Consider the following 25841-nt stretch of genomic DNA (forward strand, 5'->3'; position numbering starts at 1 on the left):
CCCCCCGGAAGGCGCACCATTCGGTTTGGCAGCGCCCCCACCCAGCGCCCCCGACATGATCATCCCGGGGCCGGCCACGCCCGGCGCCGACGCGGTCATCGAAGGCGAAGCCACTCCCGCCAGGACGAAGCGCATGCCCCGGCGCCGCCGGCAACTCGCGGTGCTCATTTTCCTGGTGCTCGCCGCGATTGTGCTGGTTGCTGGACAGGTCGTGCGCAGCAACAGCTCCAACGAGACGCCCAGTGTGACCGAGGGGACGAAAGCCGCAGTGCCGAGTGCTTTGCCCGTACCGGGGAATAAGGCGCCTGCGACCCGCAGTGCTGTTGGGGGTGTTCCGCCTGATGCTGTTGACCAGCCGCCCACCAAGGCTCCGGCGAATGTCAGCGCGAGTGGCTTCAGCTTTGTCGCTGGGTACGGACCGGTGCTCGGGACGACTGGCACGTTGCGACGGTTCAAGGTTGCCGTCGAGAAGGACATCGACCAGGGCGACGGCAAGGACTTCTCGGACGAGGTGAACCGGGTGCTCGGGGATCCGCGCGGGTGGATCGCGGGGCGGCAGTTCCGGTTGCAGCGGGTTCCGCAGGCCGCCGGGTCCGAGTTCACGATCTACCTCAGCTCCGCCAAGACCGCCGACAAGATGTGTGCCACCGGTGGGCTCAAGACGGCGGGGTTCAGCTCGTGCCGGCTGCCCGGTCAGGTCGTCATCAACCTGAACCGGTGGGAGGACGCTGTGCCCGATTATGGGGCGCCGCTGGAGGTGTACCGGGCTTACGCGCTCAACCACGAAGTGGGCCACCAGCTGGGCCATGGCCACGAAGCGTGCCCCGGCAAGGGCGAGCCGGCACCGGTGATGATGCAGCAGACGTACGGCCTCAAAGGGTGCATCGCCAACGCCTGGCCCTACCTTGACGGGCGGCGGTACGCGGGCAACCCCATCGATTGATGATTGATTCCCCGTCCCGCATGCCGGGCCGGTGTTCTGCGTCATGCCCATTCCGGCGGACAACGAGCAACAATGGTGGCCGCACCTTACTGCCTACCCGGGGAGTTCACCGTGTCCCTGCCCCCGCTCGTCGAGCCGGCTGAGCAGCTGACGATCGACGAGATCCAGCGCTACTCCCGTCACCTGATCATCCCTGACGTGGGCATGGACGGGCAGAAGCGGCTCAAGAACGCCAAGGTGCTGGCCGTCGGCGCCGGTGGCCTGGGCTCGCCAGCCCTGCTCTACCTCGCCGCGGCCGGGGTTGGCACGCTGGGCATCATCGACTTCGACACCGTCGACGAGTCCAACCTGCAGCGCCAGATCATCCATGGCGTCTCCGACGTGGGCCGGCCCAAGGCCGAGTCCGCCGCGGCCAGCATCCGTGAGCTCAACCCGCTGGTCAACGTGGTCATCCACAACACCTCCCTCGACGTGGACAACGTCAAGGAGATCTTCAGCCAGTACGACCTGATCGTCGACGGCACCGACAACTTCGCGACCCGCTACATGGTCAACGATGCCGCGGTGCTGCTCGGCAAGCCGTACGTCTGGGGCTCGATCTACCGCTTCGACGGCCAGGCCTCGGTCTTCTGGGAGGAGCACGGTCCCTGCTACCGCTGCCTCTACCCCGAGCCCCCGCCGCCCGGCATGGTCCCGAGCTGCGCCGAGGGCGGCGTGCTGGGCGTGCTCTGCGCGTCCATCGGCTCGATCCAGGTGAACGAGGCGATCAAGCTCATCACCGGCATCGGTGAGCCGCTGGTCGGCAAGCTGATGGTCTACGACGCCCTCGAGATGGAATACCGCAAGATCAAGGTGCGCAAGGACCCCAACTGCGCGCTGTGCGGCGAGAACCCGACGGTCACCGACCTGCTCGAGGACTACGAGGACTTCTGCGGCGCCGTCTCCGACGAGGCCCAGGAAGCCACGCTCAACGCCACGATCACCGCCAAGGAACTCAAGGAGTGGCAGGACGCCGGCAAGGACGTGTTCCTCGTCGACGTGCGCGAGCCGGCCGAGTACGAGATCGTGTCGATCCCGGGCGCGACGCTCATCCCCAAGGGCGAGATTCTCTCCGGTGAGGCGCTGTCGCGCTTCCCGCAGGACCGGCAGATCGTGCTGCACTGCAAGTCCGGTGTCCGCTCGGCCGAGGCCCTGGCGGCGATCAAGGCCGCTGGCTTCAAGGACGCCGTGCACGTGCAGGGCGGCATCGTTTCGTGGGTGAACACCGTCGACCCGTCCCTGCCCAGTTACTGAGGTACTGACCTACTGATGCACTGAGTTACCGGCTGTCCGTTCCGCGCGGGGCGGATGGCCGGTAGCGTCACGATCGTGGTCGATATAGATGCGGCGATCGGGTACGTGGTGGCGCACGGTGACCCGGTGGAGCGGGCGCGTCTGTCCTACTTGCGCACCGGCGCCAAACCAGCCGACAGCGTCCTGCAGCGCATCGAGGACGGGCAGACGGCAGCGGGCGGCTGGCACGCGGGCGGCGACATCTCGGTGCCCTCGGTCGACGCTACCTGCTTCCGGCTGGCCGAGCTCGACGACCTGGGCGGGCTGCACGGCCCACCGGTCGACCGGGCGCTCGCCTGGCTGGCCGCGAGCCAGCGCCCCGACGGCACCTGGCAGGAAGACCAGACACTGGCCGGGGAAGCACCACCCTGGGCCCTGCCCGGTGACCCTGAGGCGACCCTCTACCTGACCGCGGTCGCCGGTTTCTGGATGACCGTGGCAGAGCTGGAAAGCCACCCCGACCACGAAGAGCCGGCCCGGTACGCCGACACGCTCGCCTCCGCCGCCCGCTATGTGGTAGCGCAGTTGCACCCGGACGGCACCTGGCCCTCGTTCCTCGCGACCGGCTGGCATGCGGCTGGGCTGCTGCACGAGGCCCAGTTCTTCTACGAATCGGCGCGGGTGCAGCTCGTGCTGGGCGACCGGGTGGCCGAGATGTCCCCGGCCGACGTGGCGAACATGGCCGCCGCCCTGCGCCGGGTCAACCTGGGCGATGACTGGTTGGTGCAGAGCGCCCGCAAGCGGCTGGGCGAGACGCAGCGCACCGACGGCGGCTGGGACAGCGCCGAGGGCCCGGTGTTCGACGTCAACACCACGCTCACCGTGATCCGGGCCTGCCGATGAGCGCCTACGACATCCTCGGAGCCGGCGACCGCACAGATGCTCGACTCGCCGGGTGACCTGACCACCGTCGGCGCTCCCGTGCTCGTGGTGGCCGGGGCACAGGACTACCTGACCGGGCTGGCTCCCGTACGAGCCCTGGCCGAGCTGTTCCCGCACGGTGAGCTGGCGGTCATCGCGGACAGCGGACACTACCCGTGGGTCGAACAGCCCGCCGCGTTCCGGCGGGCCGTCGACAATTTTTTCGCTCAGCGAGTGTGACCGTTACCCGTCACCACGTACTTGGTGGAGGTCAGTTCGGGCAGGCCCATCGGCCCGCGGGCGTGCAGCTTCTGCGTGCTGATGCCGATCTCGGCGCCGAAGCCGAACTCGCCGCCGTCGGTGAAGCGCGTCGAGGCGTTGATCATCACGGCTGCCGCGTCCACCCCGGCGGTGAAGCGGCGGGTGGCTGTCACGTTCTCGCTGACGATCGCCTCGGTGTGCCCGGTGCCGTGCCGGCGGATGTGGTCGAGGGCGTCCTCCAGCGTGTCCACCACGGCCACCGCGATGTCGGCCGACAGGTATTCGGTGTCCCAGTCCGCGTCGGTGGCCGCGACGACACCGTCGAGCGCGGCCACCTGCGGGTCGCCGTGCACGGTCACGCCCGCGTTGATCAGCTCCTCCACCACCATCGGCAGGAAGGTCTCCGCCAGCGTCGCGTGCACCAGCAGCGACTCGGCGGTGTTGCACGTCGACAGCCGCTGGGTCTTGGAGTTGAGCACGATGGCGAGGGCCTTCTCCAGGTCGGCCGACTCGTCGACGTACACGTGGCAGTTGCCCACGCCGGTCTCGATCACCGGGACCGTCGACTCCTCGACCACCGTCTTGATCAGCGAGGCACCGCCGCGCGGGATGAGCACGTCGACCAGGCCGCGGGCGCGCATCAGCTCCTTCACCGAGTCGCGGGTCGTGGCGTCGAGCAGTTGGATCGCGTTGGCTGGCAGACCCGCGTCGGCGACCGCTTTGCGCAGCACCGACACGATCGCCGCGTTGGAGCTCATGGCTGAGCCGGAGCCGCGCAGCAGTACCGCGTTGCCGGATTTGAGGCAGATCCCGGCCGCGTCGGCGGTCACGTTGGGGCGGCCCTCGTAGATGATGCCGACCACGCCGAACGGCACCCGGATCTGGCGCAGCTCCAAGCCGTTGGCCAGGGTGGACCCGCGGACCACATCGCCGACGGGGTCGGGCAGCGCGGCGAGTTGGCGCAGCCCGCCGGCCATCGCGGCGATCCGCTCGGCGGTCAGCGTCAGCCGGTCGATCATGGCCTCGGACAGCCCGCCGGTGCGTGCGTTCTCGATATCCACAGCGTTCGCGGTGACGATGTCCTCAGCCCGCTCGACCAGCCGCGAGGCCATCAGTTGCAGCGCGGCGTCCTTGTCCGCGCGGGTGGCCGCGGCCAGGTCGATGGCGGCGATCCGCGCCGCCGCGGCCTGCTCAAGCACACTCATGATGTCGCCTTTCAAAGGAGAACAAGGTCGTCGCGGTGGACAACTTCACGTTCGTAGCCCGGGCCGAGCGTCGCGGCCAGCTCCGGCGTCGAGCGTCCGAGCAGCGCCGGCAGCTCAACCGCGTCGTAGTTGACCAGCCCGCGGGCCACCGGCGCGCCCGAGGCGTCGACGAGGTCAACCGGATCGCCAGCGGCGAAGGATCCGTCCACGGCGGTGATGCCGGCGGGCAGCAGCGATTTGCGCCGGGCCACGACGGCGGCAACCGCGCCGGGGTCGAGATGCAGGCGCCCGCGCGGTGCGGTCGCATGGGCGAGCCAGAACAGCCGTGCGGTAGGCCGGGTCTGGGCGGCGTGGAAGAACGTGCCGATCTCGTCGCCGTTGAGCGCCTCGCCGGCCAGGGGCGCGGCGGTCAGCACGACGGGGATGCCGAACCCGGTGGCGATCCGCGCGGCCTCGACCTTGGTGACCATGCCGCCGGTCCCCACGCCCGCCTTGCCGGCGCTGCCGATGGCAATTCCGAAAAGATCTGATTCGGTACGGACAGAAGTGATCCGCCGCGACCCCGCATCGGCCGGGTCCCCGGTGTACAGCGCATCAACGTCGGACAGCAACACCAGAAGATCAGCCTGTACGAGCGCAGCCACCAGCGCCGCCAACCGGTCGTTGTCGCCGAACCGGATTTCCTCCGTGGCCACCGTGTCGTTCTCGTTGACGATCGGCAGCGCCCCGAAGTCGAGCAGTTTGCGCAGTGTCCGGTGCGCGTTGCGATAGTGGACCCGGCGCGTCACGTCGTCGGCGGTGAGCAGCACCTGCCCCACGGTCAGCCCGTGCCGGGCGAACCCGGCCGCGTACCGTCCGATCAGCAGCCCTTGCCCCACCGAGGCCGCAGCCTGCTGGGTGGCCAGATCCCGCGGTCGCCGGCGCAGGCTGAGCGGGGCGAGCCCGGCGGCGATGGCCCCGCTGGAGACCAGCACGACCTCCCGGCCCTGGGCCGCCAGCTTGCCCAGCACGTCGACCAGGGTGTCGACGCGCAGGTCATCGATCCCGCCATCGGCGGTGGTCAACGAGGACGACCCCACCTTGACCACGATCCGGCGAGCTCCGGTCACCTCTTCGCGCACCCGGCCCATTCTGCTCGCCGCGACCGTCGGCGCCGACTTCGCATCCCATATCGTGGCGACGGTGACCCCGCAGGAGTACGTCGAAGAGGTCCTCAAGCTCGTTGAGAGCATCCCCGAGGGCCGAGTCATGTCCTACGGCGCGATAGCTGACGCGCTGGCCGAGCGCTCGGGACGCAACTCGGCCCGCCAGGTCGGCACGATCATGGCCCGGCACGGCGGCGGCGTGCCCTGGCACCGCGTGGTCAACAGTACCGGCCGGATGCCACCGGGCCACGAGCAGGAAACGCGGCAACGGCTGCTCAGCGAGGGCGTACCGCTGCGTGGCGAACGCGTCGACATCAAGCGCGCGAGTTGGCAGCCCGACTTCTAAGGCGTGTTTTATAACCACTCGCCGATGATGGTGATGGTCAGGACTGCTTGGAAGCGGACGGCCAACTTGTCGTAGCGGGTGGCGACGCCGCGGTGGCGTTTGAGCCGGGCGATGCCGTTTTCAACGGCGTGGCGTAGCCGGTAGAGCTGCGGGTCGAACATCGGTGGACGCCCGCCGTGGGAGCCTCGGGCTTTGCGGTGGGCGTCCTGGTCGCTCTTGCTGGGGATGCACGCCTTGATGCCGCGTGAGCGCAGGTATCGGCGGTTGCCGCGGCTGGTGTAAGCCCTGTCGGCCAGCACGAGATCCGGACGTGACCGGGGCCGGCCAACACCCATCCTGCTCACCCGAATGCGGCGCAGGACCGGGATGAACTGCGGGCTGTCACCGCGATGCCCGGCGGTGACGATCATCGAGAGCACTTTCTGGCCCTGCTCGCAGGCCAGGTGCGTCTTGGTCGTGAGCCCGCCACGAGAGCGGCCGAGCCCATGGTCGGTCGGCTCCTGGTGGACCCCGCCGGGTGGTTCCTTCTGTGAATGCCCGTCGGTGCGGGCACCGGCGGCGTGCTGATGAGCGCGGCTGGTCATGGAGTCGACGCTGACGGTCCAGTCGATGCGGCCTTGTGCATCGCCTCGAGCTTGCAGGGCTGACAGGATCTTCTCCCAGGTCCCGTCGCGCTGCCAGCGCCGAAACAGTCCGTAAATCGTCGGCCATGGCGCGTACTCGGCCGGCACGTCGCGCCACGGGGCGCCGATCCGGATCCGCCACCGGATCCCGTCGATGAGCTGCCGTCTTGTCCATTTCGGCGGCCGGCCTCTGGTCGACGGCGCAGGCAGCAGCGGAGCCAGGACCGCCCATTGCGCGTCGGTAAGGTCGTGCCGCCTCGTCACCGCTAGGGTGGCCACGAGGTCTCCGGTGCATGGTGCTTCTTGGTCGTTGTACCAAGTACCGGAGACCTCTTCAGTTATCGATCACCGCCACGCCGCAACCATCAGACCTCAGCTGACTTACGAAACACACCTTAGCTTTCGCGCAGCCCGACTTCTGACAGTCCGATCCAGGAGGCGGTGCCGCGCATCTGGAACTCGAAGAACTCGCGGCGGGCGGTGATCGTGTTGTTGAGCTGGCCGAACAGCTCGGCGCTGATCGCCCCGTTGAGCTGGAGCCAGCCGGCCATCGTGCGACCGGCGAGCTGGGGTGCCACGGCCGGTCCGGCGAAGCTGGCGACCGCTTGCAGGTCCTCGGCCAGGGGCCCGGTGACCGGTTCTCCGGCGTCGGCTTGGCCCGCCGCCGCCGCGTCCTGCACGATCCTGGCCAGGGTAAGGACCACGCGCGTGGCTGAGCTGATGGTGTCGTTCGGGGCCTGGTAGCCGGGGACCGGACTGCCGTAGATCAGGGCCCACTGGTGGACGTTGGCCAGCGCCCATTCCCGCACGGCGTGACAGACGGCAAGCCATTGTTCCGGGTACGACCCGTCGCGCGGCACGGCTTCGGCGGTTGCGCCCAGATGGTCGTACGCGTCAATGATGATCGCTGTGAGCAGTTCGTCGCGGCTGGCGAAGTAGCGGTAGACGGCCGAGGACGCCATGCCGAGGTCCCGGGCGACCGCGCGCAGCGACAGATTGGCCCCGTCGGTCGCCAGGTGGCGAAGGGCCACCGCCTTGATCTCGTCGGTCATCTCGGCGCGGATGCGCGCCCTCAGCGAGGCTGCCTTCATGGAAACAGTGTGCCATATCAAGAGCACTGCTCTTGACTTTCGTTGGCGCCGGGATGCAGGCTTGTGTTGTTGGGAGAGCACTGCTCACAAAGGAGAACGGCATGCAGGTCATCGTCGGAGCCGGCCCGGTCGGCACGAACGTCGCCAAGCAACTGGCCGCCGCGGGCGAGCAGGTCCGGATCATCACGCGCAGCGGCTCCGGCCCCGAGCACCCCCTCACCGAGCGGATAGCGGCCGACGCGAACGACACCAAGCGCCTGACGGAACTGACGCAAGGGGCGAGCGTGCTCTACAACTGCGTCAACATGCCGTACACGAAATGGGCTTCGCTCTGGCCGCCCGTCTTCGCCGCAATGATTTCCGCCGCCCGCGCCAACGATGCGGTTCTGGCCATCACCGGAAACCTTTACGGGTACGGACAACAGCCCGGCGGCCACATGAACGAGCACACGCCGCTGGCCGCCACCGGCCGCAAAGGACAACTGCGAGCAGCCATGTGGCAAAAGGCCCTGGACAGCGGAATCCGTACGACCGAAGTACGCGGTGCGGACTATCTCGGCCAAGGCGCCGACGGCATTTTCTCAGCAGTCCTGAGCCCGGCAATCGCCAAGAACGCAACCGCCTGGCTGCCCGGCGACCCGGACGCCCCGCACACCTGGACCTACGTCGGCGACATGGCCGGCGCCCTGATCCGCATCGCCGCAGCCGAGAAAGGCTGGGGCCGGGCCTGGCACGTGCCGTCCGCGCCCCCGATCAGCGTCCGTGAGCTGGCCAACCGATACGCCGCAGTGGCCGGCAAGCCGGCGGTGAAGGTGCGGCGCGTGCCCCGCTTCGCCATGCACGCGGCCGGCCTGGTCATCCCCATGGCCCGCGAACTAGCCGAAATGGACTACCAGTTCTACGGTCCCTTCCTGATGGACGCCACCGAAACAGCCAAAACCTTCGACCTGCACCCCACCGGCCTGACCACCATCCTCCGCGAAGAAGCAGCCTCCTCGACGGCCTTGGCCAAGGACTAGACCCGAGTCATAGGAGCAGGCCGACGCCGCCGCGGCGGGGGTCGCCGGCTGCTCCTCCCGGTCCCACTGCTGTCACGCCGCCGAAGTAATGGTCCAGCGCCGGCCACTGCTTGATCTGCCAACCAGCCGCAGCCAGCGCCGCCAGATCCTCGCGCGGATATCCCGGCTCCGCGTGCACCGTGTCGTCTACCACGTGGAAGCGTGGCCCAGCCAGCGCCGACGGGGTGTCGACACCGTCGATCAGGACCCTGACCAGCGACTCCACCAGGGCCGTGCGGATGCGGGACGCCCCGGCCGAGCCCGCCGCCATGCGCAGGTTGCCCGCCTTGTCGATGACCACGAGCGGACACATGTTTGACGACATGCGACGGCCCGGGGCCAGGTCGTCGGTGATGAGTTCGCCCTCGCCGAGCATGGAGTTGAGGTTGATGCCCAGGCCCGGCAGCCAGACGCCGGCGCCCAGACCCATGGTGGTGGTGATCACGCAGGCGTTGCCCGGGGCGTCGACAACCGAGACGTTCGTGGTGTCACCGATTTTCTGCCGGCCGCGGTCGCGCAGGGCGGCGGCCACGGCCACAGACCGCGCGGACCTGGGCATTTCGTCCAGGTTCGGGGGCAGTCCCGCGATGGTATCCACCGTGCGGTTCAAGTCATGACGAGCGCGCACCCGGTACGGTCCCAGCCGCGCCTGATCGACAGGCGTTTCAAGCACCCGGTACGCAGCCAAGTCCCCGGGCCCCAACGCTCCACCGGCCGCCCGTACCGTCTCGACCAGCACTTTCGCATAGTCGCCGGTGTAGAACAGCGCGGGTCCCTGCTCGGCGAGCGCCGCCAGCGCCGAAGCCAGCCCGGCGTGGAACAGCCGATCACCGCCCCGCAGCAGTTGACCGTTCGGGGTGTAGCACTCGGCTCCCTCCGCGTAGGTAAGAGCGGGCGCGCAGGCTTCCAAGGTGCGCGCGTGCGCGGGCGGCAGGTCTGCACCGGTCAAGGCGAGTTCGTACGCCGGAGCAACCACCTGATCCCAGGGCAACCGTCCCCAGCGCCGGTGCACCTCGCCGCAGCCCGCGGGTACGCCCGGCACGGCCACGCTGGCACCGCCGATCGCGTATACCTGGGGTAGGCCGCCGAAAAGCACGTCCACCGCAACCATCGGCCCGGGTTGGCAGTCGCCGTCTGTTCCCGGCACCGCGACGAAGAAGTCGAGGCAGGTGACCTCGCCCGAAGCCGCGTCGAAGTAGGTGGCGAAGCCGCCGCCGCCCAGTCCGGTGTAGATGGTCTCGGCCACGCACGTCGCGAGCACAGCGGCGACCGCGGCATCGGCGGCTGTGCCCCCGGCGCGCAGGATCCGCAGACCGGCGGCGGCCGTGGCGGGGTGGCTAGCGGCGACACCGGCCGCGACCGAGTTGTCCATTCGCCGAAGCGTAGAGCCCGCAAGCCCGCCGCGGTGGCAGGGTAGCGTGGCGACGTGGCCGCACTGCCTGGAGTTCTCGGTGATCCCATCAAGTTCGTGCTGAACTGGGGGCGCCGCTATTCGTTGTGGGTGTTCAATTTCGGGCTCGCGTGCTGCGCGATCGAGTTCATTGCGACGAGCATGAGCCGCCACGATTTCATGCGGATGGGTGTCATCCCCTTCGCGCACGGACCGCGGCAAGCGGACCTCATGGTGGTTTCCGGCACGGTCACGGACAAAATGGCCCCGGCGATCAAGCGGCTGTACGACCAGATGCCCGAGCCGAAGTACGTCATCTCGTTCGGCTCCTGCTCCAACTGCGGCGGGCCCTACTGGGATTCGTACTCGGTGACCAAGGGCGTCGACCAGCTCATCCCGGTCGACGTGTACGTGCCCGGCTGCCCGCCCCGCCCGGAGGCTTTGCTGCACGGCATCCTGCAGTTGCAGGAGAAGATCGCCCGCGAGCAGTCCGGCCCGGGCGGCGTGTCCCGCCCCGACCCGCTGATCCCCGGCCCTCCGGACGCCAGCGTCACCCCGCGCAGCGCCGCCTCGCTGACCGCCCCGGTGGTCAGGCCGCCGGCGTAAGAAAGAGCTGTGGCATACAGCTATGGCGTCGCCGGTCTACCCTGCGAGCATGGCTGACCAAACGCGGGCGGACTTCATCATCGACGTGCTGAGCAGGGAATTCGGCGAGCTGATGGCCGTCGATCCAACGGCTTTCCGGCGCAAGTTCCGCAAGATGGCGGCCACCCCGTTCGCGTTCTACCGGGGCAGCGCGTCGCTGTTCTACGCCGACCTGACCGGTGCCTACCGCGACGACCGCTTCCTCACCGACCGGACCAGCCGGGTGTGGATCCACGGCGATCTACATGCGGAAAATTTCGGTACGTACATGAACTCCTCCGGTCAGCTGGTCTTCAACGTCAACGACTTCGACGAGGCGTACGTCGGGCCCTTCAGCTGGGACCTCAAGCGCTTCAGCGCCAGCCTCGCGCTGATCGGGTACGGCAAGGCGCTCTCCGACGACGCCATCACCGCCCTGGTCACCACGTTCGCGCAGGCGTACCTGACCGAGCTGCGGGCGATCGCCAAGGGCGGCGACGACGCGATCGGCTCGATCACCTTGGACAACGCCGACGGGGTGCTGCGCCGGGTGCTGCAGGAGGCGCGCCTCAACACCCGCGTCGACCTGCTGGCCGGGCAGACCACGGTCGACGACTACGAGCGCCGCTTCTCGCTCGGCGACGGCGTCTACGAGGTCGACGAGGACACCGCGAAGCTGGTCACCGCCGCGTTCCAGGACTACCTGCAGACCCTGCCGTCGCAGGGTGAGGGCGCGCACACCGGGATCAAGGACATCAAGCTGCGCAAGGGCGTGGGCATCGGCTCGGCCGGGCTGCCCTCGTACAACCTGCTGCTCGAGGGGCACACCCAGGCGCTCGAAAACGACGTGATCATCTACATGAAGCAGGCCCAGGTCCCGGCGGTCGCCCGATGGGTCGATGACGAGCAGGTCAAGGGCTACTTCAAGCACCAGGGACACCGTACGGCCGAATCGCAGCGGGCACTGCAGGCGCACGCGGACCCCTGGCTCGGGTACACCGAACTCAACGGCGTCGGGCAACTGGTCGCGGAGGTTTCTCCGTACGCGAATGATCTGGACTGGTCCGATGTCAACGAACCCGAGGAATTGAGCGGCGTGGTCGCCGACCTGGGTCGCGCGGTGGCCCGCATGCACTCGGTGGCCGACGACGAATCCAGCCACGACCTGGTCGACTTCTCCACCGAGGAGGCCATCGTGGCCGAGGTCGACAAGGACGAACCCGGCTTCGTCGCGCTGCTGGTGGACTTCGCACACCGCTACGGCGATCAGGCGCGCGAGGACCACCAGGACTTCGTCGACGTCTTCCGCAACGGCCGCCTGCCCGGCCTGGAATGAGCCGTCACTGCGGCAGCAGGACGAAGGCGAGGCCGGCTTGGTTGCGTGCGCCCTCATCGGGGTTCACGGTCACCACATAGCCGGCGTCCGCCGGGATCACAACCGTGACCAGCGTGTCGTACGTCTGCGGATCCTCGTCCAGGCAGTCCACCGCCTCGTCGGCCAGCGTCGCACCGATGACCTCGGGCTTGCCGTCCGTGGTGCGCAGCTCCTCCATCTTGAAGTTGACCAGCCCGGGTCCGGCGCAGGCCAGCCGCAGCGAATACTCGCCCGCCTCGGCCGAGGTGACCATGGTCTGGCTGCCGTTCTCGGTGGTCAGCTGCTGCGGGTTCAACGACGTGCTCACCCCGAGCAGGTCGGCCGCCCGCTGCGCGTTGAACTGCGACTCCTGGCTGGGCAGCGGGGAGTTGTTGACGTCCTCGTTCGTCATCAGCGCCACCGCGTACGCCGCATTGCCGCGGGCCTGCTCGTCGCCCGCCACCGTCACGGCGACCAGGCCGTCCTCCTGCAGCCGGAACAGCATCGTCGCCGGGCTCGGGTCGGTGGCGCACGACACCACCTGCCCGCCGAGGTCCTGGGTCGAGGAGTCGGTGCGGCGCAGGGCCACCCGTACGGTCAGCACCCCCGAACCGGCGCAAGCCACCGCTAGCATGTAACTGCCGGCCGGCACATCACGGAAGCCGACCGGTACGGCATCGGCAACGAGCCCGCCGGCTTTGCGGTCGCCCAGGTTCGCCACGGCCTGCATGGCGTTCGTCTCGTTGCTGGCGGCCGGGATCAGCTCGGGCATGCGGCGATCGAGTCCGATGACGGCTGTCCCGCCTGCCACTGTCAACAGGGCGGTCGCTGCGACAACCCGCTTGGTTGTGCGCCGGCGTCGTACCGTGTTCCGGGCGGCGTCGACGCCCGCAGGCCGCACCCGCGGCAGGGTCCCGGTACGCAGCTCAGCGAAGAGCTCCTCGAGCTGATCAGGCATTTCGCACCTCCTCGGTGATCTGGGCGGCCAGCGCGGTCCGGGCCCGGTGCAGCCACGACTTGACCGTGCCCTCCGCGACGTTCTCCCGCTCGGCGATCTCGGCGATCGTCATGTCGGCCAGGTAGCGCAGCACCATCGCGCGCCGCTGCTGCGCCGGCAGCGTCGACAGCGCCGCCACCAGCGCGACGCGTTCGGGGTTCGGCCCGTCGACGTGGTCCTCGCTGGGTCGCTGTTTGCGCAGGAAGTTCAGGGCTGTCCGGGTACGCCGCCACTTGCTGACGGCCAAATTCCAGGCCACCCGGCGGATCCAGGCAACCGGGTCGTCGTACGCCGAGACGCTGCGCCACCGCGCCAGGGCACGGCAGAACGCCTCTTGGACCACGTCCTGCGCCTCCTGCCGATCGCCGAAGTACGCGTAGAGCTGCACCGTCAGATCGGCGTAATGCGCGGCGTACAACTCGTCGAACGACACGGCGGTGAGGGCAGGCACGGCGGTCAGCGGCTCCGATGTGATGGCTATCGCCTCCGATGTCACGCCCACTACACGCCCCGGTTATCCACAGGGTTGCGCCGCGTCGGTCACTGAAATTCGGACTGACCTTAGGATGACGCCATGACGCCCGAAGAGGTCGGCGAGCGGATGGTCGCGCTGCTGACAGCCGACGATGCCGACGCCTCCGTCGACCCCGCCACGATCACCGCGAGCACCTCGGGCGGCGGCCCCGGCCACGAACGCGCGGTGGTGGACGTCCCGCAAGCCCTCTGGTGGGCGGCCATCGGCGCGGCCCGCGACCCGGGCGCCCTCGGCTGCGACTACTTCGACTGGCTGTCAGCGGTCGACGAATTGACCGACGGCTTCACCGTGATTGCCCACCTCTGGTCGACCCGCCGCAAGCACGGCCTGCTCATCCGAGCCCGGGTGCCCCGCGACAACGCCGTGGTCGAATCCGTGATCGACCTCTTCCCGGGCGCGGCCTGGCACGAGCGCGAAACCCACGAGATGTTCGGCATCGGCTTCGAACGCCACCCCGGCCTGCAGCCGCTGCTGCTGCCGCCGGGCTTCGAGGGCCACCCGCTGCGCAAGGACTTCGTGCTGGCCTCCCGGGTGGCCAAGGCCTGGCCGGGAGCCAAGGAACCGGGGGAGTCGGAGGCGGGCACGGCCAAGCGCGCACCGATGCGACCGCCGGGCGTGCCGGACCCGAACGAGTGGGGACCGCTGAAGGGCAAGGTACCGCCACCGGAAACGCCCGCCCGCCGCGCGCCCGGGGATCGTCCCGCCCGGCCGGCGGCAGGGGACCGTCCTGCTCGTCCTGCTGGGGATCGGCCGGCTCGGCCTGCGGGGTCTCGTCCTGCAGGGGATCGGCCGGCTCGGCCTGCGGCGGGGGATCGGGCTGTGGGCGACATCGCGTCGCGGGCTACGCCGGGCGCCCCGGGCGACCCAAAGGCGGAGACCCCGGCCGATCTGGGCGCCAACCCTGAGCAGCCGCACCCGGCGACGGTCGAACGCTTCACCGCCGAGAACCCCGCCGCAGCCGAACGCCCGGTAGCCAACGAAGGCCCGCCCATCACCACCCCGCCGCCTTCTGCCGCGCCGCCGCCTGCCGCCGGGGGGCCTGCCGCCGACGCGCCGGCTGATGTGCCGCCTGCTTCGACCACGCCGGACGGCGACGAGGGAGATTCCTGATGCCGCTCTGGCTCGACCTGCTCATCAGGGTCGTCGGTGTGCTGATCGGCTTCCTGGTGCTGCCGCTGATCATCGGCCAGGCCGAGCACAAGGTCATGGCTCATATGCAGGGCCGGTTGGGTCCCATGTACGCGGGCGCGTTCCACGGGTGGGCCCAGTTGGTCGCCGACGGGGTCAAGTTTGTGCAGAAGGAGGACATCACCCCGCGCGACGCTGACCGCACCGTGTTCCAGTTGGCCCCGATTGTGGCGCTTTTCCCGTACCTTGTGGTGATCCTGGCAATTCCGCTGGGACCCGGCGGGTTGGTCGCGCAGAGCCTGGACATCGGTCTGTTCTTTGTGCTGGCCGTGCTCGGTGTCGGGGTGCTCGCTGTGCTGATGTCCGCGTGGGCCTCGGCCAACAAGTACAGCTTGCTCGGTGGTCTGCGGGGGGCCGCCCAACTGCTCGGCTACGAACTGCCGCTCGTGCTCTCCGCGGCCAGCGTCGCCATGGCGGCCGGAACGCTCAGCCTGCCCGGCATCGTCGAGGCGTGGAACCCCTGGTGGCTGCTGTGGCAGGCGCCCGCCGCCCTCGTGTTCTTCCTGTCCGGGCTCGCGGAAATCCGCCGCCCTCCGTTCGACATGCCGATCGCCGACTCCGAGCTGGTGTTCGGTTACATGACCGAATACACCGGCCTGCGCTTCGCGTTCTTCCTGCTCGCCGAGTATGTGGGCATCGTGGTGATCGCCGGGCTGACCACAGTTCTCTTCCTGGGAGGATGGCACGGACCGGCGGCGGAGCACCTCGGCTGGCTGTGGACGATCCTCAAGGTCTTCGCCGTGTCGTTCGTGATCATCTGGTTCCGTGTGACCTACCCACGACTGCGCGAGGACCAGTTGCAACGGCTGTGCTGGCTGATCCTGGTACCGGTCGCATTGGGGCAGCTCATCCTTACTGCAGCGATCAAAGTCGCCCTCTAGGCGGCCCTCGCGCCTCGTCACGCGCGACGGCTGTCCCGGGGTATCGGCCGCGGTCGAGAGATGCGATGGACGCCCCCGCAAGCTGACCGCCGGTGTCGCTCAACTGGGCGCCGGCAGACCCGTGCCGGTTGACGGGCAGATACGCATCGGCAGCAACACCAAGACGTTCACGGCCATTTCGAGCCGCGCGAGCTGCTGGACCGGGCACTCGCCCATCCGGCCGTGTTCGCGCCGGGAACGAGCTGGTCGTACAGCAACACCAACTACATCGTCGCCGGCCTTCTGTGCAGAAGGTGACCGGCCGCTCGATCATCGAGCGGGTGATTCGGCGGCAGACGTACTCCTGCCGGTCGGTGAACAGGTCACCGGCGAACGCCACCCGCGTGCTGCACGCGGTCGACACCGCGCTCTGTTCGTAACTTCCGGACGGGGGTGTGGCCGGGCGCAGTTGCGGTGCGCCCGGCCCCCTTCTATCCGCTCACTTCAACGTGGATCAATGCGGCCGACCCGGACCCGTGATCAGGACCCGGCTCGCCGATCAGGTGAGCAGGGTGACCGAGTAGTCCAACGTCGTACCGCTGGCCGTGTAGGTAGCCGTCTGCCCGTTCGTGCAGTACGACACAAAGACGTTGCCGAGCTCGTCGTTACCCGCCGTAGCGTGCACCAGCGGTCGCACATCCGAGCCCTCGGGCAGCGCGGTCGACGTGAGGTCGATCAGCCGCCACTGGTTGACCGGGTACGTGTCGGTCGCCGCCGACAACGCCCCCTCACGCGTGGTGATCTGGAAGTTCAGCGTGAACCCGCCGTTGTTGACCACGGCGATCTTCTGCACACACGGCACAGCCTGAGCGGCAGCGGGCTGGGCGGTAACCCCCAGCAGCCCAGCGGCCCCAGCAACGGCCATCGCGGCCGTGATGACGGTGCGTGCGCGGTTCTTGGTGACGGTCATGCATTCCCTCCAAAGTGGTGGTTGCGCTCTGTCGCCAACGCCTATAACCGCACACACCCTTCTCAAAACTGACGATCATCTTTATTTACAAGGAAAACTATGAACCACTCGAACAGTTATCATCAGCCGCACACCGCATGAAACACGCTCCCACGGCAATCCGGGCAGCTCGCACGCCTGCTAGGGGTTGACGGCGCCGCGTGGCGGGGAGCCGGCGGTGTCGCGTGGCGGGGAGCCGGCGGTGTCGCGCGGCGGGGAGCCGGCGGTGTCGCGCGGGCTGGGTGTCTCGCGCGGGCTGGCGGTGCCGCGCCGCGCAGCGTTGGCGGCGGTCGGGGTCGACGGGTCTGCCGCGCCGCCGTCAGAATGACCTGTGCGCGAACGGCGAGAGGGGCCATCACCGATCCGGGTTGCGGCTGTCACCGGAACCTCGGGCCGCGTCGGCGCGGCGCTCGCGGCGGCCCTTGACGCGGGTGGCTGGTCCGTTCGTGGGGTCGACCGGATATCCGGCCCGTGGACCAGCGTCCTCGGAGATCTCCGGGACCCGGTGGTGCGCCGTGCCGCACTTCGGCGGGCGGACCTCCTGGTCCACGCCGCTGCACTGCATGCGCCCCATGTCGGCCGAGTAGATGACCGAGAGTTCCGGGCCGTCAACGTCGGCGTCACCGAGGCGTTGCTCGAAGAGGCCGGCCTCGTGGGTGTCCGGCGTATCGTCTACATCAGCAGCACCAGCGTCTACGGGCACGCCCTGGTCCCCGTCGACCAGACGACATGGGTGGACGAGAAACTGGAACCCCGCCCGCGCGACATCTACGACGAAACGAAACTGGCCGCCGAGCGGCTCGTCGCCTCGGCTGCCGCGCCGTCGGTCACCTTGCGCATCGCCCGCTGCTTTCCCGAGTCCCCGCCCGTGCTGGCCACCCACTTCCTGCACCGAGCCGTCGCGCTGGACGACGTCGCGCTGGCCGCCGTTCGTGTCGCCGGGCATCACGGTGCGACCGGAGCCTTCAACATCGCCGGACCGTACGCGTTCACCCCAGCGGACTGCCCCGCACTGCACCACGACGCGGCCGGACTGATCGCGGCGCGGCTTCCTGAGGTCGCAGCCGCGTTCCGTGAAAGAAACTGGCCACTGCCTCGCACGCTCGACCGAATCTACGACTCGCACGCCGCCGCGGAAGCCTTCGGCTACAACCCGGTTCACGGGATTCACCGGCTATTGGGCTTGCACCACCATGCGTGAGCGGTGTTCTGACCGACAACACCAGCAGCCGGGCGACCGTTCACAAGCGGCGAGGATGCGGGCGCGCGACCGGGATCTCGATCGGCCACGGCTCATCGACCTTGATCACGTCGGTGCAGGTGCCGATCGGCTGGTGGATCTCATCCTCGAATCGAGCTGGTAGGTCTGCACCGTCAGCGGTCGGCACGGATTTCAGACAAGGTCTTCTCCCAGCGTCCTGGAAGAACCGGTGGGGGTGTGCTCGCCTCGGATCGGCGGACCGGGCAGGATATGTGCTCATGAGTGAGCAGGCGGATCGGTCCACGCCCGGCAAGGGGTTGGTGAACGGGCTCGCCGTCACGTTGAAGACGATGACCCGGCGTTCCAGCACCCAGCAGTACCCCGACGTCCAGCCCGATCTTCCGCCCCGGTCGCGGGGTGTCATCGCGCTGCTCGAGGAGAACTGCACGGTCTGCATGCTCTGCGCCCGCGAGTGCCCGGACTGGTGCATCTACATCGACTCGCACAAGGAAGAAGTCGTCGTCCCCGGCGCCGCCCGCGCCCGGCAGCGCAACGTGCTGGACCGCTTCGACATCGACTTCTCACTGTGCATGTACTGCGGCATCTGCATCGAGGTCTGCCCCTTCGACGCCCTGCACTGGTCACCCGAGTTCGAATACTCCGAAACCGACGTCCTCAGCTTGCTCCACGACAAGGACCGCCTCGGCGCCTGGATGCCAACCGTGCCGCCCCCGCCCGCCCACGACGTCCTCGGCGAACCCTCAAAAGAACAAGCCACGGCGACACGCAAAGCAGCAGGCCCAGGAGCGGTCACTGCCGCCAGAACAGCCCGTCCATCGGTACGTCTGAAGCCCGCCCCCGAATCCGCACCGCCCGCCGCCGCAGCTCCCGAGCGGCCGACCATCGCAGAAGAACCCAAGCCAGCGGAGCCGGAGCAGTGACAGTCGCCGACGCGCTGCTGATCGCCCTCGGGGCTGTTGCCATCGGCTCGGGCGCGCTCGTGGTGACCAGCACTCACCTCGTGCGGGCCGGTCTCTACCTTGTCGTTTCCCTGGGCGCGATGGCCGGGCTCTACCTCGGGCTCGGCGCCGGGCTGGTTGCCTGGGTTCAAGTGCTTGTTTACGTCGGCGCGGTCGTCGTCCTCCTGCTCTTCGCCGTGATGCTGACCCGGGCGCCGATTGGGCCCTCCGCTGACCTGGATCGGCCGGCTTGGCCTGCGGTGATTGTGGGCGGCGGGGTGGGGGTGGGTCTGGCCGTTCTGATGGTTGACGCGTTCCGGTGGACGATCTATGCGCTGCCGGCACCGGGGAACACCGAGCGGATGGGCGCCGAGCTGTTCGGTAACTGGGTGCTGCCGTTCGAGGTGCTTTCCATTCTGCTGCTCTCCGCGCTGGTCGGGGCGATCGTGCTCTCCCGCCCCGACATCGGCGCCCGCGAAGGAGCCGCCCGCGAGGGAGCCGCACCCGAAGACGCCGGCCATGAGGGGAGCGACGCCTGATGCACGCGGTCATTCCCTACGTCATCGCCACCATTCTTTTCGGGCTCGGCGTCTACGGTGTGCTGCGCCGGCGCAACGCGATCCTCGTGCTCATGGCCGTTGAGCTGATGCTCAACGCGGTCAACCTGATTTTGGTCACGGCGGACGTCACCCTGATGTCGTCCAGCGATCCGGCCTCGGCCTCGCCGGGCGGCTACCGGGGCGGGGCGTTCGCGCTGTTCGTCATCGTGCTGGCCGCTGCTGAGGTGGGGGTCGGGCTGGCCATCGTGCTGCAGTACTACCGGACGCGACGGGCTGTTCAGATCGACGAGGTTGACCTCGGGCACGAGAGAGAGACCGCCGGATGACCGCCGACGTGCTGATGCCGCTGCTCCCCGGCGTACCCCTGCTGCTCGGTCTTGCCGGCTTGTTACTGCCGCCCGGGGAAAACGGAGGTTCCAAGGACAAAAAGGGCCGGAGGGGCGCTTTCCTCGGCATCACCGGGGCCGCTCTCGCCCTGCTGATCACCATCGTGCTGCTGGTCGTGGTCGACGATCCGGTCCAGGTCAGCACCACCTGGGTCTCGTTCGGCGACCTTCACGTGACAGTGGGCTTCGCGCTCGGCCCGGCCGCCCTCTACGTCGCGCTCGCCGTCAGCGTGGTGGCACTGTGCGTCCAGATCTACTCCGTCGGCTACCTGCACGATGATCCGCGCTACGCCCCCTACGCCGCCCAGGTGGCCCTGTTCACCGGCGCGATGTTGCTGGTGGTCTCGGCCAACGACCTGATCCTGCTGCTGGTCGGCTGGGAGGTCATGGGCGCGTGTTCGTACCTGTTGATCGGTCATGATCGCCGGTTGCCGGAAGCGCCGGCGGCCGCTGTGAAGGCCTTCGTGGTCACGCGCGTCGGCGATGTCGGTTTTCTGCTCGGCATCGCGTGGCTGGCGGTCGACGCCGGTACTTTCCAGATCGACGAGCTGCTCGAACGCACCGGCGTGCCGACGGTGGCGCTGGTGCTGATCCTGGCCGGCGTGGCGGGCAAGAGCGCGCAGTTCCCGCTGCACACCTGGCTACCGGACGCGATGGCCGGACCCACGCCGATCTCGGCGCTGATCCACGCCGCCACCATGGTCGCCGCCGGCGTTTACGTGGTGTTCCGCCTCTTCCCGCTGTTCGCGCAGTCCCCGGCCACCCTCGCTGTGCTCGGGCTGATGGGCGCGATCACGCTGCTGCTCGGCGCGCTCGCGGCCACCGCGCAGGACGACCTCAAACGGGTACTGGCCTGGTCAACGGTGTCCCAGATCGGCTACATGACCAGCGCGCTGGCCGTCGGCTCGCCCGCTGCCGCGCTGTTCCACCTGCTCACCCACGCCGCGTTCAAGGCGCTGCTGTTCCTGGCCGCCGGGGCGATCATCCACGCGGTCGGCACGAACCTCATGTCGCGCATGGGCGGATTGCGCACGCAGATGCCCGTCACGTTCTGGTTGTTCGTGGTGGGGCTCGGCGCACTTGCGGGCGTACCCCCTCTTGCGGGTTTCTGGTCCAAGGAGAATGTGCTGGTCGCAGCGGCGCATGCCACCGAGGGTGACGGCCCGGCTCCGGTGTGGGTGGCCTGGGTGGTGTGGGTTGCGGCGCTGCTCGGCGTGGCGATTACCGCCTGGTACGCGACCCGTCTGCTGCTGCGCACGTTCTTCGGTCACGTCCGCTCGCGCACCGAGGACTGGTTCGTCGGCTTCGACGACGCCCGCTACGAGGTGCCGCCCGGCCCCGCGCACGATCCGCCAAGGGTGATGCGCTGGCCACTGATCGTGCTCGGCATTCCGGCGGCGCTGCTGGGCCTGGCCGCGTTCCTGCCCGGCTTCCGAACCGCGCTGGAGCTGGAGTCGCCGCACCTGAGCGTCTCCATCGTGGCTCCGTTGCTGCTGCTCATCGTGGGTGCGGGCACGTCGTGGTGGCTCTGGCAGACCGCGCCCGGCGTCGACCCGGCGCGGGCCCTCGGGCGGTTGCAGCCGTTGTTCGCCGCCGGCTTCCATCTCGATCAAGTGCAGGACCGTTTGGTGGTACGTCCAGTGCGCGCGTTCGCCCAGGCTGTCCGACTGACGGATGAACGCGTGGTCGACGCGGCCGTCGAGGGCACCGGCACCACCACGACCCGGCTCGGCTCGGCGCTCGCCACGGCGCACCGGGCAGCCCTGCCGCGAGCGGCCGTCGCCGTGTTCACCGGGGTGCTCGTGCTCGGGCTCGCCGCCGCGATCGTGGGGGCAGCCGCATGACCATGAACCCACCCGGCGTCAGCGGGCTGCTGCAGGTACTGCTGATCGCCGTCCTGGTCGTCCCGGCGGTCGGGGCGCTGGTCGTGGCCCTGCTCCCGGCTCGTTCCGACCGGGGCTCCCGGCTGGTGGCGACGGGGTTCGCGGCTGTCACCTTCGTGGTGTCACTGGCGCTGGTGCTCACGCCCTCGCAGCGGGACTTCGGGTGGTTCCGCTACACCGCCACCGACGCCATTCCGGTGGTGCCGTTCGCCGAAGTGGACCTGGCATGGGTGCCGCGGCTGGGCATCGACTTCCACCTGGGGATCGACGGGATCTCGTACCCGCTGGTGGTGCTCACGGCTCTGCTGACGACGTTGTGCTGCGCGTACACCGTGTGGAAGGTGCCGGAGGGGGGCTCTGGTCGTACCCTCGCAGCCTTGATGTTGGTCCTTGAGGTCGGCATCCTCGGTACGTTCCTGGCCCTCGACCTGGTGTTGTTCTTCATCTTCTTCGAGGTCGTGCTGCTGCCCATGTACGCGGTGATCGCCGGGTGGGGCGGCGTGCGGCGGCGGGAGGCGGCGCGCAAGTTCGTGCTGTACACGCTGTTCGGCTCGGTTTTGCTCCTGCTCGGAGTGATCACCGTGGTCGTCGCGGCCGGTACGGCGGACATGCTCGCGCTCGCTGGCGGCTTCGGCCTCTCGCGCACCACCCAGTACGTCGCGTTCACCCTGTTCGCGATCGCCTTCGCGGTGAAGGCGCCGCTCTGGCCGCTGCACACCTGGCTACCCGACGCGCACACCGAGGCACCCACGGTAGGCAGCGTCATCCTGGCCGGCGTGCTGCTCAAGATGGGCACGTACGGCCTGGTCCGCGTCGGCGTCGGCGTGGCTCCGGAGGGCGCAGCAGCGGCCGGACCGGTCCTGGGCATCCTGGCGGTCGCGGCCATCCTCGCCGGCTCGCTGATCTGTCTGCGCCAAACCGAGCTCAAGCGCCTGATCGCCTACTCCAGCGTCGGGCACATGGGCTTCGTGCTGCTCGGCATCGCCACCGGCACCGCCGCCGGGATCCAGGCCGCGCTGATCGGCAACATCGCGCACGGCGTGATCACCGGCCTGCTGTTCTTCCTGGCCGGGGCGATCAAGGACCGTGGCCACACCGGCGACCTGGCCGACCTGGGCGGACTGCGCGAAACCGCCCCGCGCCTGGCCGGCCTGCTCGGCTTCGCCGCGATCGCGTCGCTGGGCTTGCCCGGACTCGCCGGCTTCTGGGGTGAGGCGTTCGCGGTGGTGGCCGCCATCCAGCGCGGCAGCGCATTGTGGATCACGCTCGCGGTGCTGGCCGCCGTCGGTGGCGCCCTGACCGCCGTGTACTTCCTGCGCCTGCTGCGCCGCGTCACCCACGGCCCGGCGACTCCCGCGGTAACCGGCTTCACCGCGATCGCGCGCCCCGAATGGCTCGCCTGGTCACCGCTGATCTTGCTCACGCTCGTAGTCGGGCTCGTCCCCGCGCTCGTGCTCGCCGCGTCTGCCGACCCGGTGGCCGCCCTGACGGGAGCCTTGCGATGACCCAGGCCGTGAACCACGCCGCCCTGCTACCGCTGTACGCCGCGGCCGGGACTGCCCTGCTGGTGCTGATCGCCGACCTGGCATTCGCCCGGTTCCAGGTCCTCGCCGGCGTGCTCGGTGCCGCGGCCACCGCCGTGTGCGCGGTCGCCGCACCCGACCGGGCCGCTACGTTCTGCACCGGCGACCTGTGCTCCTGGGTAGTAACCCCCCGCGCGGCGTTACTGAGTGTGCTGTTCGCCGCGCTCACCGCTGGCGTTCTGGCATTGTCCGTGCCGACGCTGCGTGAGGGCTACGCGCCGGTGGGCGAGTTCGCGTTCCTGCTGACCTGTTCGATGACCGGTGGCGTGGTGGTCGCGTACGCCGGTGACCTGATCACGCTGATCGTCGGCCTGGAGACCCTCACCCTGCCGCTCTACATCCTGGTCGGCCTGCACCGGCGCCGAGCCAACCCGGCAGCCGCCCCCGCAGCGGTGACATTCTTTCTCATCAGCGTGGTGTCCACCGCCGTAGCCTCGCTCGGGGCGGCCCTGCTGTACGCGGCCACCGGCGCCCTGCACCTGTCCGAGCTGACCGGGGGAGCGGGCCGCTTCGCGCACCTGGCCACCGTCGGTGCGGCCCTGATCGTGATCGGCTTCGCGTTCAAGGTCGCCGCAGTGCCCCTGCACGCGTGGGCCCCGGTCACCTACGACGGCGCCCCGGTGCCCGTGGCGACGTACCTGTCCACGGCCTCCAAGCTCGGCGGCGTGATCGCGCTGGCCGCTGTGGTCCAGCGCCTCGATACCGGCCTGGTCGTGGCGGTGCTCGCGGTGCTGACCATGACCGTCGGCAACCTGGTCGCCCTGCGCCAGACTCGGATGGTTCGCCTGCTCGCGTGGTCCTCCGTGGCCCAGGCCGGCTACATCATCGCCCCGCTGGCCGTAGGAGCCGCAGGCGTGGAAGCAGCCTTCGCGTACGCGGTGTTCTTCGTCCTCCTCGAATTCCTGGCTTTCGGCGCCGTAGCAGCCCTGCGCGGCCCCGGAACCGACGGCGGCACCCTCAACGACTTCCATGGCGCAGGCCGGCGCGACAAGTGGCTCGGCGCCGTACTGGTGCTGGCTTTCGCGGGCCTGGCCGGTCTTCCCCCGGGCTTGGCGGGCCTGTTCGCCAAGGTGACGGTCGTGGAGTCGTTGATCACGGCGGGCTGGGGATGGCTGGCTGGCGTGGTGGCCTTGAACGCGGTGATCGCGCTGGCCTACTACGTCCGGGCTACGGCGCTGCTCTACGCGCGGGTGACGCCTGTGGGAATCGGGGTTGTGGATCCGGAGCTCTTGCATCGGGCTACGCATCCGCGTGTGCCGGTGCCGGCTGTGGTTACTGCGGCTCTGGTGATCGGGGCGGTGGCTGCGGTGGCGCTGGGGTTCGCCCCTCAGCCGATCTTCGACATCCTGGCGCGCTGACCGCCTGAGGACAACCCGAAAACTACCTTCAGCGAACTCACAGTCACTCGCGGATGAATTCCTATGGTGCTGAGGTTCCATGGAGTGCGGGTCTTCCGGCTCGCATGTGAAGGAGGGGATCGTGCACAGGCATCACAACGGTCTCAAGACGGCTGCTCTGCTGGGGCTGCTCACCGGGCTGATTCTGGCGATCGGGTATTGGGTTGGCGGCAGTGGTGGCTTGGTGTTCGCGGTGGTCATTTCGCTGGCTATGAATGCGGGCAGTTACTTCTTCTCCGACAAGATTGCGTTGCGGTCGATGGGGGCGCGGCCGGTCAGTGAGGCCGAATTCCCCGCTCTGTACGACATCGTGCGGGAACTGGCCACGGAGGCCGGGCAGCCGATGCCCCGGTTGTACGTGAGTCCGGCGCTGCAGCCGAACGCCTTCGCCACCGGGCGTGATCCGAAACACGCTGCTGTCGCGGTGACCGTTGGGATCACTCGGATTCTTGACCGCCGGGAGTTGCGCGGGGTCATCGGGCACGAACTGTCGCATGTCTACAATCGGGACATTCTGATCTCCAGCGTGGCCGCGGCGCTGGCCGGCATCATCACGATGTTCGCGCAACTGGCGATCTTTCTGCCGCTCGGCGGCGGTTCGGACGACGACGACGGCCCGAACCCGGCTTCGCTTCTGCTCATGCTGATCCTGGGCCCGCTGGCCGCCTCGGTCATCCAGCTCGCGATCAGCCGCAACCGGGAATTCCAGGCGGATGCCTCCGGAGCGACCCTGACCCGCGACCCGCTCGCGCTGGCCAGTGCGCTGGAGAAAATCCACTACGGCGCGCAGCGGATGCCGTTGCCGGCAGACGGGCAGTTGGTTACCTCGGCGCACCTGATGATCGCCAATCCGTTGCGCGCGGGAGGCATCGCGGGGCTGTTCTCGACGCACCCGCCGATGGCTGAGCGCATCAAGCGACTGCACCAACTGGCCGCGATCACCGGGACGGGACCGGTGCAGTTCCAGCGGTGATCTGAATCTATTTCGTTCGTGTTACGCCGTCCCCGGCCGTTACGGTCGGGGACGGCTTTTCTTTATCTCCAGGAGGA

26 protein-coding genes and 1 pseudogene are annotated in these 25841 nt (G+C 68.9%); 19 read left to right on the forward strand and 8 right to left on the reverse strand.

All coding sequences use genetic code 11. From position 1 onward, the window contains the following. From TFC3_RS03875 to TFC3_RS03890, 4 genes are all read left to right on the forward strand, one after another. Positions 1-943 (forward strand): DUF3152 domain-containing protein (locus TFC3_RS03875; RefSeq protein ID WP_369819564.1); only part of this gene is annotated, 943 nt, incomplete at its 5' end. Between the two features lie 72 nt (positions 944-1015). Continuing rightward, a complete protein-coding gene (gene moeZ, locus TFC3_RS03880; RefSeq protein ID WP_236717977.1) occupies positions 1016-2236 on the forward strand; it encodes an adenylyltransferase/sulfurtransferase MoeZ in 1221 nt (406 codons plus the stop codon). 75 nt (positions 2237-2311) lie between these two features. Further along, the gene (locus tag TFC3_RS03885) at positions 2312-3118 is read left to right on the forward strand and encodes a prenyltransferase/squalene oxidase repeat-containing protein (RefSeq protein WP_067505924.1); all 807 of its coding nucleotides are present in this window, start codon (positions 2312-2314) and stop codon (positions 3116-3118) included. Between the two features lie 36 nt (positions 3119-3154). Beyond that, complete coding sequence (locus TFC3_RS03890; RefSeq protein ID WP_067495713.1) at positions 3155-3376, forward strand: alpha/beta fold hydrolase; 222 nt, start codon at positions 3155-3157, stop codon at positions 3374-3376. Here the strand turns inward: TFC3_RS03890 and TFC3_RS03895 are convergent. Continuing rightward, entirely contained in the window at positions 3364-4602 is a 1239-nt protein-coding gene (locus TFC3_RS03895) for a glutamate-5-semialdehyde dehydrogenase (RefSeq protein ID WP_067495717.1), read from the reverse strand. The genes TFC3_RS03890 and TFC3_RS03895 overlap by 13 nt on opposite strands. 11 nt (positions 4603-4613) lie before the next feature. Next, positions 4614-5723, reverse strand: a complete 1110-nt coding sequence (gene proB, locus TFC3_RS03900) for a glutamate 5-kinase (RefSeq protein ID WP_173745295.1) — start codon at positions 5721-5723, stop codon at positions 4614-4616. Positions 5724-5784: 61 nt separating this feature from the next. On the opposite strand from proB, the gene TFC3_RS03905 reads away from it, so the two are divergent. Next, a complete protein-coding gene (locus tag TFC3_RS03905) occupies positions 5785-6093 on the forward strand; it encodes an MGMT family protein (protein ID WP_067505926.1) in 309 nt (102 codons plus the stop codon). Positions 6094-6101: 8 nt separating this feature from the next. On the opposite strand, the gene TFC3_RS03910 is transcribed toward TFC3_RS03905, so the two are convergent. Together TFC3_RS03910 and TFC3_RS03915 are read right to left on the reverse strand one after the other, a co-directional pair. Further along, positions 6102-6995, reverse strand: coding sequence for an IS5 family transposase (locus TFC3_RS03910; protein ID WP_067495723.1), 894 nt, complete (start codon positions 6993-6995; stop codon positions 6102-6104). Between the two features lie 116 nt (positions 6996-7111). Continuing rightward, a complete protein-coding gene (locus tag TFC3_RS03915; protein WP_067495726.1) occupies positions 7112-7807 on the reverse strand; it encodes a TetR/AcrR family transcriptional regulator in 696 nt (231 codons plus the stop codon). 101 nt (positions 7808-7908) lie between these two features. Between TFC3_RS03915 and TFC3_RS03920 the strand changes: the two genes are divergently transcribed. Beyond that, on the forward strand, positions 7909-8826 hold the full coding sequence (locus TFC3_RS03920; protein ID WP_067495729.1) for an NAD-dependent epimerase/dehydratase family protein: 918 nt from the start codon (positions 7909-7911) through the stop codon (positions 8824-8826). A gap of 7 nt (positions 8827-8833) precedes the next feature. Here TFC3_RS03920 and TFC3_RS03925 read toward each other — a convergent pair whose 3' ends face one another. After that, positions 8834-10237: a gamma-glutamyltransferase gene (locus TFC3_RS03925; RefSeq protein ID WP_067495732.1), complete on the reverse strand. Its 1404-nt coding sequence runs from the start codon at positions 10235-10237 to the stop codon at positions 8834-8836. A 54-nt stretch (positions 10238-10291) separates the two neighbouring features. Here TFC3_RS03925 and TFC3_RS03930 point away from each other — a divergent pair, with 54 nt between their 5' ends. After that, positions 10292-10861: an NADH-quinone oxidoreductase subunit B gene (locus TFC3_RS03930; protein ID WP_082771848.1), complete on the forward strand. Its 570-nt coding sequence runs from the start codon at positions 10292-10294 to the stop codon at positions 10859-10861. 49 nt (positions 10862-10910) lie between these two features. After that, entirely contained in the window at positions 10911-12215 is a 1305-nt protein-coding gene (locus TFC3_RS03935; protein WP_067505932.1) for a DUF2252 domain-containing protein, read from the forward strand. A 4-nt stretch (positions 12216-12219) separates the two neighbouring features. On the opposite strand, the gene TFC3_RS03940 is transcribed toward TFC3_RS03935, so the two are convergent. Both TFC3_RS03940 and TFC3_RS03945 read right to left on the reverse strand, forming a co-directional pair. Beyond that, positions 12220-13191 (reverse strand): hypothetical protein, encoded by a 972-nt coding sequence (locus TFC3_RS03940; RefSeq protein WP_067495736.1) that lies wholly within the window; start codon positions 13189-13191, stop codon positions 12220-12222. Continuing rightward, complete coding sequence (locus TFC3_RS03945) at positions 13184-13711, reverse strand: SigE family RNA polymerase sigma factor (protein ID WP_067505935.1); 528 nt, start codon at positions 13709-13711, stop codon at positions 13184-13186. Before TFC3_RS03945 ends, TFC3_RS03940 begins: the two co-directional genes overlap by 8 nt. Positions 13712-13804: 93 nt before the next feature. Between TFC3_RS03945 and TFC3_RS40325 the strand changes: the two genes are divergently transcribed. The 3 genes and pseudogenes from TFC3_RS40325 to TFC3_RS39045 form a co-directional block, all read left to right on the forward strand. After that, a complete protein-coding gene (locus TFC3_RS40325; protein WP_369819566.1) occupies positions 13805-14875 on the forward strand; it encodes an NADH-quinone oxidoreductase subunit C in 1071 nt (356 codons plus the stop codon). Beyond that, positions 14875-15834 (forward strand): complex I subunit 1 family protein, encoded by a 960-nt coding sequence (locus tag TFC3_RS03955; protein ID WP_067495738.1) that lies wholly within the window; start codon positions 14875-14877, stop codon positions 15832-15834. The genes TFC3_RS40325 and TFC3_RS03955 overlap by 1 nt, the downstream gene beginning before the upstream one ends. A gap of 10 nt (positions 15835-15844) precedes the next feature. After that, a pseudogene (locus TFC3_RS39045) lies at positions 15845-16166 on the forward strand (serine hydrolase); the annotation flags it as partial. A gap of 206 nt (positions 16167-16372) precedes the next feature. Here TFC3_RS39045 and TFC3_RS03960 read toward each other — a convergent pair. Beyond that, on the reverse strand, positions 16373-16783 hold the full coding sequence (locus TFC3_RS03960) for a hypothetical protein (protein WP_067495741.1): 411 nt from the start codon (positions 16781-16783) through the stop codon (positions 16373-16375). 370 nt (positions 16784-17153) lie between these two features. Between TFC3_RS03960 and TFC3_RS03965 the strand changes: the two genes are divergently transcribed. The 8 genes from TFC3_RS03965 (at position 17154) to htpX (ending at position 25764) form a co-directional block, all read left to right on the forward strand. Continuing rightward, entirely contained in the window at positions 17154-18023 is an 870-nt protein-coding gene (locus TFC3_RS03965; protein ID WP_236717979.1) for an NAD(P)-dependent oxidoreductase, read from the forward strand. 278 nt (positions 18024-18301) lie between these two features. Beyond that, entirely contained in the window at positions 18302-18964 is a 663-nt protein-coding gene (locus TFC3_RS03970; RefSeq protein ID WP_067495744.1) for an NADH-quinone oxidoreductase subunit I, read from the forward strand. Next, on the forward strand, positions 18961-19521 hold the full coding sequence (locus tag TFC3_RS03975) for an NADH-quinone oxidoreductase subunit J (RefSeq protein ID WP_067495747.1): 561 nt from the start codon (positions 18961-18963) through the stop codon (positions 19519-19521). The genes TFC3_RS03970 and TFC3_RS03975 overlap by 4 nt, the downstream gene beginning before the upstream one ends. Further along, on the forward strand, positions 19521-19868 hold the full coding sequence (nuoK, locus tag TFC3_RS03980) for an NADH-quinone oxidoreductase subunit NuoK (protein WP_067495750.1): 348 nt from the start codon (positions 19521-19523) through the stop codon (positions 19866-19868). Before TFC3_RS03975 ends, nuoK begins: the two co-directional genes overlap by 1 nt. Next, positions 19865-21772, forward strand: a complete 1908-nt coding sequence (locus TFC3_RS03985) for an NADH-quinone oxidoreductase subunit L (RefSeq protein WP_067495753.1) — start codon at positions 19865-19867, stop codon at positions 21770-21772. The genes nuoK and TFC3_RS03985 overlap by 4 nt, the downstream gene beginning before the upstream one ends. Continuing rightward, a complete protein-coding gene (locus tag TFC3_RS03990; protein WP_067495756.1) occupies positions 21769-23316 on the forward strand; it encodes a NuoM family protein in 1548 nt (515 codons plus the stop codon). Before TFC3_RS03985 ends, TFC3_RS03990 begins: the two co-directional genes overlap by 4 nt. Continuing rightward, complete coding sequence (locus TFC3_RS03995) at positions 23313-24752, forward strand: NADH-quinone oxidoreductase subunit N (protein ID WP_067495759.1); 1440 nt, start codon at positions 23313-23315, stop codon at positions 24750-24752. Before TFC3_RS03990 ends, TFC3_RS03995 begins: the two co-directional genes overlap by 4 nt. A gap of 79 nt (positions 24753-24831) precedes the next feature. After that, positions 24832-25764, forward strand: a complete 933-nt coding sequence (gene htpX / locus TFC3_RS04000) for a zinc metalloprotease HtpX (protein WP_067495762.1) — start codon at positions 24832-24834, stop codon at positions 25762-25764. The last annotated feature ends 77 nt before the right edge of the window (positions 25765-25841 follow it).

This window comes from Actinoplanes sp. TFC3 (assembly GCF_001553785.1).
Lineage (GTDB): Bacteria > Actinomycetota > Actinomycetes > Mycobacteriales > Micromonosporaceae > Actinoplanes.